General features: G+C 37.0%; 14 protein-coding genes. 13 read left to right on the plus strand and 1 reads right to left on the minus strand.

What is annotated here, in order from left to right; translation table 11 throughout:
• Positions 1–34 precede the first annotated feature (34 nt).
• Positions 35–466, plus strand: a complete 432-nt coding sequence (locus tag IGJ20_RS02635) for a hypothetical protein (RefSeq protein ID WP_202522337.1) — start codon at positions 35–37, stop codon at positions 464–466.
• A 112-nt stretch (positions 467–578) separates the two neighbouring features.
• Positions 579–965 carry a DUF1149 family protein gene (locus IGJ20_RS02640; protein WP_002358717.1) on the plus strand — a complete coding sequence of 129 codons (387 nt, stop codon included), beginning with the start codon at positions 579–581 and terminating at the stop codon, positions 963–965.
• A 46-nt stretch (positions 966–1,011) separates the two neighbouring features.
• On the opposite strand, the gene IGJ20_RS02645 is transcribed toward IGJ20_RS02640, so the two are convergent.
• Positions 1,012–1,347 (minus strand): hypothetical protein, encoded by a 336-nt coding sequence (locus IGJ20_RS02645; RefSeq protein ID WP_002355597.1) that lies wholly within the window; start codon positions 1,345–1,347, stop codon positions 1,012–1,014.
• A gap of 297 nt (positions 1,348–1,644) precedes the next feature.
• Here IGJ20_RS02645 and IGJ20_RS02650 point away from each other — a divergent pair, with 297 nt between their 5' ends.
• The 11 genes from IGJ20_RS02650 to IGJ20_RS02700 all read left to right on the plus strand — a co-directional run bounded on the left by IGJ20_RS02650 (position 1,645) and on the right by IGJ20_RS02700 (position 13,216).
• Positions 1,645–3,036, plus strand: coding sequence for an L-cystine transporter (locus tag IGJ20_RS02650; RefSeq protein WP_202522338.1), 1,392 nt, complete (start codon positions 1,645–1,647; stop codon positions 3,034–3,036).
• Positions 3,037–3,168: 132 nt separating this feature from the next.
• Positions 3,169–3,549 carry a VOC family protein gene (locus IGJ20_RS02655; protein ID WP_002363195.1) on the plus strand — a complete coding sequence of 127 codons (381 nt, stop codon included), beginning with the start codon at positions 3,169–3,171 and terminating at the stop codon, positions 3,547–3,549.
• Positions 3,550–3,701: 152 nt separating this feature from the next.
• Complete coding sequence (locus IGJ20_RS02660) at positions 3,702–4,868, plus strand: serine hydrolase domain-containing protein (RefSeq protein ID WP_002355600.1); 1,167 nt, start codon at positions 3,702–3,704, stop codon at positions 4,866–4,868.
• Positions 4,869–4,966: 98 nt separating this feature from the next.
• Positions 4,967–5,677, plus strand: a complete 711-nt coding sequence (locus IGJ20_RS02665; protein WP_002355601.1) for a DUF1003 domain-containing protein — start codon at positions 4,967–4,969, stop codon at positions 5,675–5,677.
• Positions 5,678–6,119: 442 nt separating this feature from the next.
• Entirely contained in the window at positions 6,120–7,070 is a 951-nt protein-coding gene (locus IGJ20_RS02670; protein ID WP_002378042.1) for a rhodanese-related sulfurtransferase, read from the plus strand.
• 178 nt (positions 7,071–7,248) lie between these two features.
• Complete coding sequence (locus tag IGJ20_RS02675) at positions 7,249–7,632, plus strand: LPXTG cell wall anchor domain-containing protein (protein ID WP_202522339.1); 384 nt, start codon at positions 7,249–7,251, stop codon at positions 7,630–7,632.
• Positions 7,632–8,363, plus strand: coding sequence for a WxL domain-containing protein (locus IGJ20_RS02680; RefSeq protein ID WP_002361269.1), 732 nt, complete (start codon positions 7,632–7,634; stop codon positions 8,361–8,363). The genes IGJ20_RS02675 and IGJ20_RS02680 overlap by 1 nt, the downstream gene beginning before the upstream one ends.
• Positions 8,364–8,379: 16 nt before the next feature.
• Positions 8,380–9,159 (plus strand): WxL domain-containing protein, encoded by a 780-nt coding sequence (locus IGJ20_RS02685; RefSeq protein WP_002355607.1) that lies wholly within the window; start codon positions 8,380–8,382, stop codon positions 9,157–9,159.
• Between the two features lie 19 nt (positions 9,160–9,178).
• Entirely contained in the window at positions 9,179–11,278 is a 2,100-nt protein-coding gene (locus tag IGJ20_RS02690; RefSeq protein WP_202522340.1) for a lectin-like domain-containing protein, read from the plus strand.
• 22 nt (positions 11,279–11,300) lie between these two features.
• On the plus strand, positions 11,301–12,041 hold the full coding sequence (locus IGJ20_RS02695) for a WxL domain-containing protein (RefSeq protein ID WP_002355609.1): 741 nt from the start codon (positions 11,301–11,303) through the stop codon (positions 12,039–12,041).
• A gap of 74 nt (positions 12,042–12,115) precedes the next feature.
• A complete protein-coding gene (locus tag IGJ20_RS02700) occupies positions 12,116–13,216 on the plus strand; it encodes a DUF916 and DUF3324 domain-containing protein (RefSeq protein WP_202522341.1) in 1,101 nt (366 codons plus the stop codon).
• The last annotated feature ends 7 nt before the right edge of the window (positions 13,217–13,223 follow it).

The following is a 13,223-nucleotide window of genomic DNA, read 5'->3' on the forward strand; positions in this document are numbered from 1 at the left end:
ATTCAAAAAATAATGCTCGAAAGAAGGAAGATAAATGGGCCAAATTTGGTTTGAACGCATTCTACGTTGGCGCAAAAAAGCGCAACGATTTTTACAAGGACGTTATGCCCGGTTCGATGAATTGAATCGAACGCTGTTGCTAACAAGTGTCGTGCTGGCGCTCATCAATATTTTTACTGGCTATCTTTGGGTTCGATTATTGATTTTAATCACAGTCGCCTACGTGTATTATCGCTTTTTTTCAAAACATATTCACCCGCGATTGAATGAAAATCAACGGTTTATTCTTCGAAAACAACGCCTAATGCAAAAGGTTCATGCTTTTCGCAAGCGACACATGACTCAGAAAGAGTATCGTTATTTTAAATGTCCAAAATGTCAGCAGTCATTACGTGCGCCGAAAGGACGAGGAACAATCAAAGTCACTTGTTCAAACTGCCGAAATCAATTTATCAAAAAAGTCTGACCTTCTGTATTTTTTGGTCTAGGCAACTTTCGGACTTGTGGTATACTTGAGAAAAGAAACCATTGGATATTCTAAAAGGGGAATATCTTGTTAAAAAAGGAGAGAAAAAACAATGGAAATTAAACGCCAACAAGAAATTGTTGAAGCGTATCACTATGATATGCGAGTACCTGATTCAGAAGTAGAGACAGATTTACGTGTCAGTTTTTCACCAATTGAAGTAGAAGAAGAAAATTATCCAGAAAATAGCTCAGCACTTGTTGCTCGCTTAGAATTTCGAATTGTCTTTGACGAATTTGTTTTATCAGGGGCGATTAGCCAAATTAATCACATTATTGATCGTAAAATTGAAAAACAAGAAGATATTTCGCAAGAAGAAGTCGATGAACTTGTGCGTCCTTTATTTAGCATCGTCGAACGTTTATCTTATGAAGTAACTGAAATTGCTCTGGATCGTCCAGGTGTTCAATTGAATTTTCAACAATCAGAAGAAGCTTAAACTTTAAAAACAGCGTTTATAACGGATTCCGTTACAAACGCTGTTTTTATTCTTGTGAAGATTTAGCAACCAAAGCTTTTTTAAACTGTTCATAATTTTTTGTAGCGATATCCACATAAGCAATCGGCTGACCAACTTTGGTGATTTTTTCGGGAAGATAGGGAGCGAGCATTTCATTGTACAAAATGAACGCAGCTTCTGGTACTTCCTCTGAAAGAACATCATAACTGATAAAGTCAATTTCATAGGTTGGTTGAAAAAAGGCTTTGATGTTTTGCTGCTCTTTATTTGAAAAGAGCCAAGGACCTCCATTTGCAGGGCTCCCAACATACAACATTGCTCCATCACGGTTGACAGAAAGGATCCAACAAATTTTTTGCATACGCTTACACCTCCTAGAACTAAGTATACCACGTCAGCTTAAAAGAAAGAGGACAAAAAACAAATTATTTTTACAGTGACTAGTAAAACAACGCTTGGTGATAGTTTTAAACTATCGCAACGGTTATTTTCTATCAAAAAGTAAGCAAATTATCCCACTATTTGCTATAAAATAAGGTACAATAGAACTATCACTGGAAACAGTTTGCTGTTTTCAGGGTATTTACTGGAGAGTGAGTACCGGGAACCTTTACTTCCTTTGATGTACTTGTCATTAAAAACATAGGGAGGAACTAAAATGACAACATTCATCACTGTATTAGTGATCCTTGCATTTATTGCTGTGTTATTCGGTTTCTACCAAATGCAAAAGAAACATTTAAAATTCTCAACACGTGTCTTTTCAGCATTGGGCGTGGGGATTGTTTTAGGTGCAATTATTCAATTTGCTTTTGGTACAGACAGTAAAATTACTACGCAATCAATGGAATGGATCGGGATTGTAGGTAATGGTTATGTAGCGTTTCTACAAATGCTCGTAATTCCGTTAGTATTTGTATCTATTGTAGGTGCATTTACAAAAATGAAAGAATCCAATAAATTAGGAAAAATTAGCTTTAATGTGTTAGCCACCTTACTAGGAACAACAGCAGTAGCTGCCTTGGTGGGGATTGGAACAACCTTAGTGTTTGGTCTTCAAGGGGCAAAATTCACGCAAGGTGCTGCAGAAACGTCAAGAATTGCCGAGTTAGCGACGCGTCAAGATGCGATTCAAGATTTGACGATTCCCCAACAAATCGTTTCATTCATTCCTAAAAATGTCTTTGCTGACTTTGCGGGAACACGACCAATGAGTACCATTGGGGTGGTAATCTTTGCTGCGTTTGTTGGTGTCGCTTATTTAGGCGTTCGTCGTAAAGCGCCAAAAGAAGCTGAATTTTTTGCAAATTTAATTGATAGTTTATATAAAATTACCATGCGAATTGTTACCTTAGTTTTACGCTTGACCCCTTATGGCGTGTTAGCGTTAATGATTAATGTTGTAGCAACAAGTGATTTTGTTGCGATTATTAACTTAGGTAAATTTGTGTTGGCATCGTATGTGGCTTTAATTATTGTTTTTGCCATTCACATGTTGATTTTAATTACTTTAAAAGTCAATCCAGTTACTTATCTAAAAAAAGTTTTTCCAGTCTTGAGCTTTGCTTTTACTTCTCGTTCAAGTGCAGGAGCTTTACCATTAAATATTGAAACACAAACCAAAGCATTAGGTGTCGATGATGCCACAGCAAACTTTGCTGGTAGTTTCGGTTTATCTATTGGACAAAATGGTTGTGCCGGCGTTTATCCAGCTATGTTAGCAACCATCGTTGCACCAACTGTTGGAATTGATGTCTTTAGTTTACAATTTATTTTAATGTTAGTAGCAGTTGTCACAATCAGTTCATTTGGCGTAGCCGGTGTCGGCGGCGGAGCAACCTTTGCTTCTCTGATCGTTTTAGGCGCAATGAACTTGCCAGTTGCAATTGTTGGTTTAGTAATTTCAGTTGAACCACTTATTGACATGGCGCGGACAGCTGTTAACGTTAACGATAGTATGGTTGCAGGTGTGTTAACAAGTGCTCGTATTCATGAATTAGATCGTGATGTCTTAAATGATCGCGATGTTGTCTTAGATGCAAATATCTAAATCAATAAAACGAAAAGTGTTTGAGCAATGTCTTGCTCAAACACTTTTTTTGGATTTTAAGCGAAAGTGCAGTAATTATTTAAAAGAACGTATATAATAAGTTGTTAACTAAATTCAAAAGGACGTGAAGGAATGTTTTCAAACCAAGTAAAGATTATGTTATATGTGAATAATGTTGAGGAATCTAGTCAATTTTGGCAAACGTTTGGCTTTGTTGAAAAGGAAAGAGAGGAAGTTGACGGTACATTGGTGGTAGAAATTGCACCAAGTGAATCGGCAGAGACGATTATTGTTTTATATGATTTGGCCTTTATTCAAAAACATTCACCAGAAGTGGCGGGGAATACCCCTTCTCTAATGTTTGCTAGCGATGATATCATTGGTCTCTATAAAAAAATGCAAGAGGCTGGCGTTACTGTCGGTGAAATGGTTCAATTGCCAACAGGCTTAGTTTTTAATTTTGCAGATAACGATGATAATTACTTTGCTGTGATGGGGCAAGAAAGTAAATAAAAAACAGCTTGGCACCAGAATCATTCTAGATTCCGGTGCCAAGCTGTTTTTTATAAAAGTTGAAAGTTTTATAAATTTTACTAAAATCTGTAATTTTCATGAAAATATAGCGTATGATAATGCTGTTAATAGAATAGGCGGAGGTAAGCAGTATGCGTAAACGACATGCAAAGAAAAGACATGGAGGAGTGAATTGGCTTTTTATAGTATGTTTGTTGGTGGTGATTGGTGGTAGTGGTTATTTAATAAAAACGTTCTTTTTCACTAGAGATTCACAAGTTAGTCAAGAATCGAAAGTGGTCTTGGAAGAAGATCGCCGAAGTGATAATTATGCGAATTTAACGAAAGAAATAGTTGCACCAGATAGTGGCGAACTTGATCAAAAAATTCAAGAAACAAATTATATTGGTTCGGCTTTGATCATTAAAGATGATCAGGTTTTAGTAAATAAAGGATATGGCTTTGCCAATTTTGAAAAGCAACAAGCCAACACGCCAAACACAAGGTTTCAGATTGGCTCAATTCAAAAATCTTTTACCACAACCTTGATCTTAAAAGCGATTGAAGAAGGTAAACTTACATTAGATACAAAACTCGCTACGTTTTATCCGCAAATTCAAGGTGCTGAGGATATTACGATTAGCGATATGTTGAATATGACAAGCGGTTTAAAGTTATCAGCAATGCCTAATAATATCGTTACCGATGAAGAAATTATTCAATTTGTTAAACAAAATACCATTCAAGTCAATAAAGGAAAATACAATTATTCCCCAGTAAATTTTGTCCTTTTAGCAGGAATGTTAGAGAAAATGTATCAACGTACCTATCAAGAATTATTTAATAATCTTTATCACAAAACGGCTGGTTTAAAGAATTTTGGCTTCTATGAAACCTTATTGGAACAACCCAATAATTCAACAAGTTATAAATGGACAGAAGACAATTCGTATAATCAAGTGCTCTCAATTCCCGCAGCTAGTTTTGCCCATGAATTTGGGACTGGGAATGTGGATATGACGACAGGTGATTTGTATTGGTACTTACATCAATTAATGAGTGGACACTTAGTTTCCACCGCACTTTTGCAAAAATTATGGACGTCTTCTCAGCAAAGTTCTTATCATGGCGGCATCTATGTTCATGATAATTATTTACGCTTACACGGCGTTGAAGCGGGTCAACAAGCCCTGGTTTTATTTTCAAAAGATATGAAAACCGGGGTCATATTGCTAACTAATTGTGTGAATCCAGCGAAATACAAAGAATTAATTGGTTCGTTGTTCCATGATGTAACCAATTTAACTGTTAAATTTTAAAGCAGAAGCAACAACGATCACTCCAAAGCCTTTTTAGGTTTCTTCTGAGAGACTTTATATTAAAATAAAGGGAAGAACGATCAAAGGGAGTGACGAAGATGAAGCAATCAAAAAATAAACAAGTTGTTATTGGTGAATCAACGAAAAAAAACATTTATCTTCAAGATATAGAACAGGAAACGCAAGCTTTTATTCTCCAAAACAATCCACAATTGACAGCTGAATCGATGATTACATTGGCGGAGTTACTTAATTATCGTTTGGATTACATGAAACAATTGGTCGCAAATGATTCTGAAAAAATCCAACAACTGAATGAATTGGTGGTTCAACATATCAAAGAAGATAAGCTGATTTCCAATAATATGAATGAAAAGATGGAAAAGAAATTAACCTTTGGCCAACGAGCAGCGGATACCATTGCTAAATTTGGCGGTAGCTGGGTGTTTATTGGCTTCTTTTGCTTCGTGTTGATTGCTTGGATCGTGATTAACTCTACCACTTTATTGGGACAACCATTTGACAAATATCCTTATATTTTGCTAAATCTCGCCTTATCTTGTTTAGCAGCTATCCAAGCACCGATTATTATGATGAGTCAAAACAGACAAGAAGCCCGTGACAGAGAACAAGCGAATAATGATTATAAAATTAACTTAAAAGCAGAAGTAGAAATTAATTTATTACATGAGAAAATGGATTATATTATCAATAATCAACTAGAAAATTTGGTGAAAATCCAAAATATTCAAATTGAACTTTTAGGTGAATTGCAAGAACAACTCGCCGCGACTTCTGAAAAGGAGTAGTATATAGAAGCGGTCGGGACAGAACCGTTTAGCTCCGAGAAATAAGAAGAAATTTCCGAAAATTGCTCTTTAATTTTTGGAGACCAAGTAGGTATTGTTCATCATCGAATCACTACGTTCTTCGTGATTCTCAACAATTTCGGCTTATTTCCGAAGGACCTTCACCAAGTAGGTACGATGATTTCATCTGTTCATGCTTCACAGTGAAACATCGCAACTCTTAGAGCTGTAGCTCTTTTGAAGGCTGTACTGTGACGAGACGCATGTCGAGAAAACACCTTAGAAGTTGTTGAGATCGGAGCAACGCGTAGTGTTGGTTCTGTTCCCGCCGTTTATCAGGCTTTTTTTATTGTGTGTAAATACACAAGCAAAATAATCGCTTTCCCTTTTTTATTCACCGTATAATGGGATAGAATGACTTTATACAAAAGGGGAAAACAAGATGAAATACCAAGTATTACTTTATTACAAATATACAACAATTGAAGATCCAGAAGCTTTTGCGAAAGAGCATCTAGCTTTTTGCAAATCATTAAATTTAAAAGGCCGTATTTTAGTAGCGACAGAAGGGATTAACGGAACGTTATCTGGTACTGTCGAAGAAACAGAAAAGTACATGGAAGCAATGCAAGCAGATGAGCGCTTTAAGGATACATTCTTTAAAATTGATCCAGCAGAAGAAATGGCGTTCCGCAAAATGTTTGTTCGCCCACGTTCTGAATTAGTGGCGTTGAACTTAGAAGAAGACGTTGATCCATTAGAAACGACGGGGAAATATTTGGAACCTGCAGAATTTAAAGATGCCTTATTAGACGAAGACACTGTTGTAATCGATGCTCGTAACGATTATGAATATGATTTAGGTCATTTCCGTGGTGCCGTGCGCCCAGATATCCGTAGCTTCCGTGAGTTACCACAATGGATTCGCGAGAACAAAGAACAATTTATGGATAAAAAAATTGTTACCTATTGTACTGGCGGGATTCGCTGTGAAAAATTTTCTGGCTGGTTATTAAAAGAAGGATTTGAAGATGTTGCTCAATTGCATGGTGGTATCGCCAACTATGGAAAAAATCCAGAAACACGTGGCGAACTTTGGGACGGCAAAATGTATGTCTTTGATGACCGAATCAGTGTCGAAATTAATCACGTTGATAAAAAAGTTATTGGGAAAGACTGGTTTGATGGAACACCTTGCGAACGCTATATTAACTGTGCAAACCCAGAATGTAATCGTCAAATCTTAACTTCAGAAGAAAATGAACATAAACATTTAGGTGGCTGCTCATTAGAATGTAGCCAGCATCCTGCCAACCGTTATGTAAAAAAATATAATTTAACAGAAGCAGAAGTTGCTGAACGTTTAGCTTTGTTAGAAGCGGTTGAAGTATAAAAATAATAAAAAAATAAACAAAAAAACTTCGAAAATTATTTTTTGAAGTTTTTTTGTTTATTTTTTTGTCTTTAAAAGTGTTGATTTTAAAGCTTTCTTAGCTAAAACCATTTTATTTTTTAAAAGCGTCTGAAAAAAATAAAAAAATCTAATAAATATTTCTTTTATATAATGTTTATTGGCTGGGCCAGTCAATGTTGAAAATGGGGAAGGAGGAATTCAGATGAAAATCATAAAAAGGTTTAGTTTGGTATGTTTAGGGCTGTTGATCATTGGGTTGCAAACAAAAAGCGTTATGGCTGAAGAAAATAATTATGAATCAAATGGTCAAGCGAGCTTCTATGGTACCTACTTTTATGAGAATGAAAAAGAGTCAAATGACGTAGCATATACCCGACAATCAGAAGAACAGGGAAGAAACAATTTAGCTGCTTCTGGACAAGCAGTTTTACCTAAAACAGGCGAGTCTGAAAATCCACTGTATTCCTTGATAGGAGTTAGTTTGTTGGGGGTAGTCATTTATTTAATTAATAAAATGAAACGAGAGAAGGAGCTTATTTAATGAAAAAAACTGTTTTACTTACATCGGCAACCATACTTTTAGGCGTAGGGTTTCAAGCAATAAACGCATCAGCAGCAGAAACTTTTCCGAAAGAATACAATACGGAAGGCACAATTACTTTTGAAGCAGGCGATAACGAAATCACACCGCCTGTTGATCCAGAAAATCCCGATCCTACTGATCCAGTAGACCCAATTGATCCTCCAGGGCCAGGAACGGGTGGTGCCTTATCAATTGATTATGGGTCAAAATTTAAATTTGGCACACAAAAGATTTCTACGGCAGATCAAACGTATTATGCTGCGCCAGATGAAATGAAAGATGGTTCAAAAAAACCAACCTATGTACAAGTAACTGATAAAAGAGGAACGTTAGCAGGATGGAAACTAACGCTTTCCCAACCTGAACAATTTAAAACAGCTACTGGAGAGGAACTAGTCGGCGCTCAATTAACGTTTACAAAGGCAGAAGCTGCCTCAATGGTGGATGAAAAATATAAACCTACTGAAGTTAGTAGTACTATTTCCTTAACACCTGGTGTAAATAATAATCTAGCGATGAACGCTAAAAAAGAAACAGGTGTTGGGACTTGGGTTTATCGCTTTGGTTCAAATGAAGCAACAAATAAAGAAGCTGTCCAACTATTCGTTCCCGGAAAATCTGTAAAGCTTGCACAACAATATTCAACGAAGTTAGTTTGGGCATTAGAAGATACTCCCGCTAATAATTAAATAAAGGAGAAAAGCAATGAAAAAACAATTCACAGGAATCGTTCTATGCAGTACATTTGCAGTTGCTGGTTGGTCCTTACAAGCGAAGGCAGAAGAGCCAAAAGAGTATCGTTCGAATGGTTTAGTAGAATTTATTCCGAACGTAGATCCGACAGAGCCAGTTGATCCAGAAAATCCCGATCCAGAAAAGCCAGTCAAACCAATTGATCCGACAGACCCAGAAGGTCCCAATCCTGGTACCCAAGGACCGCTGTCTATTGATTATGCTTCAAGTTTTGACTTTGGGAAAAATCGTATTTCGAATAAAGACCAAGTATATTTTGCAAGAGCACAGCAATATCAAGAAAATCAAAAAGAAACACCAAATTTTGTGCAAATTTCTGATAATAGAGGAACCAATAGCGGTTGGTCTTTAACGGTTACTCAAAAGGAGCAATTTAAAGCAACAAAGGCTACTTTAAATAGTCAGTTGACAGGTGCGCAAATTTCTTTAGCTAACCCGACCGTTAATAGTAATGCGCAAAATGTTGTGAAACCAGAGGCAACAAATAAGATTGCCCTTGTTCCAGGGACCGCATCGCTAGTGGCAGCTGCGAAGCAAGGAACCGGTGCAGGAACTTGGGCTACTTATTGGGGCAAAGTAGAAGTGGTTGCAGAACGCGATGAAACCAATACGGTACACAATGTTAATGTTACAAAAGATGTTGCGCTATCAGTACCAGGGTCAACCCCTAAAGATGCCGTGAAATATCAAACAAAATTATTGTGGACGTTGACGGATGTACCAGGAATTTAAAAAGTAGAGGTGAAGAGAGATGCGAAACAAACAAAGCCTAGTCTTTTTGGCAAGTAGTTTATTCTTACTAATCCTTGCGCCTATTACTAGCGAAGCGATTAGTAATCCTTCAACAAATATCAACAAAGTCAATCGGGAAATAGTGGAGGAATCGGCCAATGATCAGGCAACTAGCGCTCCTTCTCACTCGGAAACATTAGAGCAAGAACCTTCCCTAGAAACGACAACAACAACCGATAATCATGCAGCAGAAACAGACCAATCAACGGCTACTTTAGAACCTAGCGAACAACAAAAGGATGACGATAACAGTGCAACGGAATCGGCGATAGTTGAACCACAGCCGCGCATGTTGGCTGCGCCATACGCTACTTCATTGCCTGATGATCCTAATATCATTCCAATCGACAAGGTGTTTCAAGAGCCAATTGGAAATGCAACAAGTATTTTAGAAGGTGGGAAGTTATTACAACTAAACCCAGCTGTTAAATCACAAAAAGGAGCTATTTGGTCAAAAAAACCAATCAGTTTATTGTCGGATTTTACCTTTAAAAGTTATTTGTATTTAGGAAACGAGTATGCAAATGCTGGTGATGGTATGACCTTTACCTTAACGAATGATCCTAGAATGTCCACAACGCCTCAAGAAGTCATTGGTTCACCTGGGATGGGAATCGGTGCATACTCCACGAAAGCTGGTCAACCTTATGTTAGAAATGCCTTATCGATTGAGTTTGATACCTATAAAAATACTGGTAGTTCCAACCGAATGGACCGAGAAATTTCACAAGATAAGGGAAATGGGCATTTAGCTTTTGTCACTCCGAAAGCTAATAACAACAGCTATACAGGGGAGCATTCAGGCGTCACCGTTGCGCCAACCTATCTATCTAATGGAACCTGGCGCATGTTGACTGTTCATTGGAATGCCGCAGCCAAAGCATTAACATATGATTTAGAAGGTGTGGGCACGAATACGTATGTAGTTTCAGATTTAAATGCACAATTTGGCGCAACAACGGTTTATTGGGGCTTTACATCATCCACAGGTGGCAAATACCAAGAGAATGCTTTAGCAATGACACAAATTCCTACCAACGTTACGTCACAAGCAGCCCTTAGCGTGAATGGTCAGGAGTTTAGCTCAGCTGTTGAAGCAGTGAAAAATGATCAGGTGAGACTACGGAATACGTTGAATATTGACAATGACTTTATCGAAGATCGTCAACCGCAAGTAAGCATTGACTTACCTGATGAATTAGCATATGAAGAAAATTCATTAACGATTGATGGTAAAAAGGTAGCAGCCAAAGATCTGACACAAACAGGGAATCACTTAACAATTACTTTAAATGACTACCTAGTTTTAAAGAAGGACATGATTATTGAATTAAAAACAACCCTTCAAGATACTACGCCCGAAAAAGTTTTAACTATGAACTTTGACTATTATGAAGAAGGAACCTTACTGCAAAAGTCAAATAATGTAACGATTACTATTCCTAAACCAACAGAAAAAACAGTAACCGTTTTTTATAAAGACGCGGAAGGTAAAGATATTGCTCCACCTAAAAGTGTAACAGGGAAAATTGGTGCACCCTATCAAGAAAAACCCCTAGATATTTCTGGCTATGTTTTTACAAAAGACTCAGGCAATGCGGAAGGAACAATGACAGAGGAAACAAAAGATATTTATTTTTACTATCGTTTAGGGGAACTATATTTTAAAGAGGCACCAAAACAGATTACTTTTGGTACGGAAAAGATACGTAATCAACCACTAATTAAACTTGGGCATCCCACCGAAGGACTCAAAGTTGTGGATGAACGTAACGCAAATAATTGGCGCTTGCAACTAAAGCAAACGCAACCGTTAACGAATGATTCAATTGTAATGCCAGATGTTTTTTCTTTCGTTTCAACTGCTGGAAGCTCTCAGATTACAAATGAGGCAATTACGCTTTTAGAAAGTAATCAGAAAGGTGAAACAGATTTAACAGCATTACTTGATGAATCAAAACAACAAGGAATTCAAATCAATGTTCCTGTAGCTTATCAAAGAGTTGGAACATTTAAAGCTCGTTTATCTTGGGCGTTAGAAGACGTACCAGGCAATTAAAGAAAAGAATGGAGAAAAGAAAATGAAAAAAGTAACAACAGTATGTTTATCCACATTTATTTTAGGGAGCTTAGGCATGACTTCTCAAGCCTTTGCAGAAGATGGCGGTAGTTATACATCTAATGGTATCGTAGAATTTACACCAAGTGAAGAGCCAACTAATCCGGTTGACCCAACGGATCCAACTAATCCAGTTGATCCTATTGACCCAACAGATCCTGAAGGTCCTAATCCAGGAACAAACGGTCCGTTGTCAATTGATTATGCGTCAAGTCTAGACTTCGGTGTTCAAAAAATCACGTCGAAGGATCAGACTTATTTTGCTGCTACCCAAAAATACAAGACGGTAGGCGCAACCGATGAAGTCAAAGAAGGGCCTAACTATGTCCAAGTAACAGATAACCGTGGAACCGAAGCTGGCTGGTCATTAAAAGTGAAACAAGAAGGACAATTTAAATCAACTTCTGGTAAAGAATTGACTGGGGCAGCTATCACGTTTAAAAACGGAAATGTAGTGACTGCTTCAGATTCAGGCAAACCAACAGGCCCAGCCACAATCACGTTGAATTCAGATGGTAGTCAATCAGATGTAATGAGTGCAGCGAAAGGAAACGGTGCAGGAACTTATTTATTTGATTGGGGAACAGATGCAACTACAGCTGCTAAAAGTATTGAGTTAACTGTTCCAGGTTCTACAACCAAATACGCTGAAAAATACGCCACAAAATTAACATGGACGTTGACAGACGCTCCAGGAAATTAAACGAGTTTTAAAAGAAGAATAGCAGGAAACATGGTTACCTGCTATTCACTACATATAGAAAAGGAGTAAATAATTTGAACAGAAAAAAACAACGATTTCTTTTTTTTCCGATACTACTAATTCTTTTAGCGTTAGTACCTAGCAATGGTTTTGCCAGTGAATTTAATTTCGCGGTTACGCCTATTCCATCAGAAAAACAAGTAGATAAAGAAAAAACTTACTTTGATTTATTACTAGCACCAAATGAAGAAACTGAGTTGAAAGTGAACTTGCGCAATGATACAGATAAAGAAGTAAAGGTAGGTATTTCCATCAATAGTGCCATTACCAATTCAAATGTAATCGTGGAGTATGGTGAAAATAAGGGGAAAAAAGATCAAAGTTTAGCGTTTGATATAAAAGACTACGTTCAATACCCTAGCTCAGTTCGTTTAAAACCGAAAAGTGAACAAACGGTTTCTATTAACGTCAAAATGCCTAATACACCCTTTGATGGAGTGTTAGCTAGTGGTATCACTTTTAAAGAAGAAACGTCGGATGAAGGCAAACGTCAAGACGATAAGAGTCAGGGGTTATCCATTAAAAATGAATATTCGTATGTCGTTGCATTATTGATGCAACAAAATAAAAAAAAGGTTGAGCCGAATTTACTTTTGAAAAAAGTCTCACCAGGACAGATTAATGCTAGAAATGTGATTTTAGTCAATCTACAAAATGATCAAAAAACATATATTAACCAAGTTGCATTTTCGGTAGAGATTACCAAAAAGGGGCATGAAGAAGTTTTATATAAAGAGGAAAAAGCAAACATGCAAATTGCGCCAAATACCAATTTTTCTGTTCCCATTGCGCTAAAAGGGCAACCACTTAAGCCAGGAGATTACCATTTGTCTATGACCGTTGTTGGGAATAAAGATGCTGCAGGCTCATTTAAAAAATCAATAAACAATGAATCGATATCTTTTAGAAATCAATGGCAATTTGAAAAAGACTTTACAATTAATGGTGAAGTTGCCAAAGAATTAAATGAAAAAGATGTCACCTTAAAAGAAAATCATTCGAATTTATATTTGATGATTGGCTTACTACTATTATTGATAGTGATTTTAATCATTGCTTGGTTGATTTGGCGAAAAAGAAACAGGAAAAAAACGAAAGAGAAATATAAAGAGTAGTTAATTT

It is taken from the genome of Enterococcus sp. DIV0294 (assembly GCF_050558155.1).
In the GTDB taxonomy this organism is placed as follows: Bacteria; Bacillota; Bacilli; order Lactobacillales; family Enterococcaceae; genus Enterococcus; species Enterococcus faecalis.

Coding starts and splice junctions, on each gene's coding strand:
- IGJ20_RS02635 (WP_202522337.1), top strand. CDS start 35: ATGGGCCAAATTTGGTTTGAACGCATTCTACGTTGGCGCAAAAAAGCG.
- IGJ20_RS02640 (WP_002358717.1), top strand. CDS start 579: ATGGAAATTAAACGCCAACAAGAAATTGTTGAAGCGTATCACTATGAT.
- IGJ20_RS02645 (WP_002355597.1), bottom strand. CDS start 1,347: ATGCAAAAAATTTGTTGGATCCTTTCTGTCAACCGTGATGGAGCAATG.
- IGJ20_RS02650 (WP_202522338.1), top strand. CDS start 1,645: ATGACAACATTCATCACTGTATTAGTGATCCTTGCATTTATTGCTGTG.
- IGJ20_RS02655 (WP_002363195.1), top strand. CDS start 3,169: ATGTTTTCAAACCAAGTAAAGATTATGTTATATGTGAATAATGTTGAG.
- IGJ20_RS02660 (WP_002355600.1), top strand. CDS start 3,702: ATGCGTAAACGACATGCAAAGAAAAGACATGGAGGAGTGAATTGGCTT.
- IGJ20_RS02665 (WP_002355601.1), top strand. CDS start 4,967: ATGAAGCAATCAAAAAATAAACAAGTTGTTATTGGTGAATCAACGAAA.
- IGJ20_RS02670 (WP_002378042.1), top strand. CDS start 6,120: ATGAAATACCAAGTATTACTTTATTACAAATATACAACAATTGAAGAT.
- IGJ20_RS02680 (WP_002361269.1), top strand. CDS start 7,632: ATGAAAAAAACTGTTTTACTTACATCGGCAACCATACTTTTAGGCGTA.
- IGJ20_RS02685 (WP_002355607.1), top strand. CDS start 8,380: ATGAAAAAACAATTCACAGGAATCGTTCTATGCAGTACATTTGCAGTT.
- IGJ20_RS02690 (WP_202522340.1), top strand. CDS start 9,179: ATGCGAAACAAACAAAGCCTAGTCTTTTTGGCAAGTAGTTTATTCTTA.
- IGJ20_RS02695 (WP_002355609.1), top strand. CDS start 11,301: ATGAAAAAAGTAACAACAGTATGTTTATCCACATTTATTTTAGGGAGC.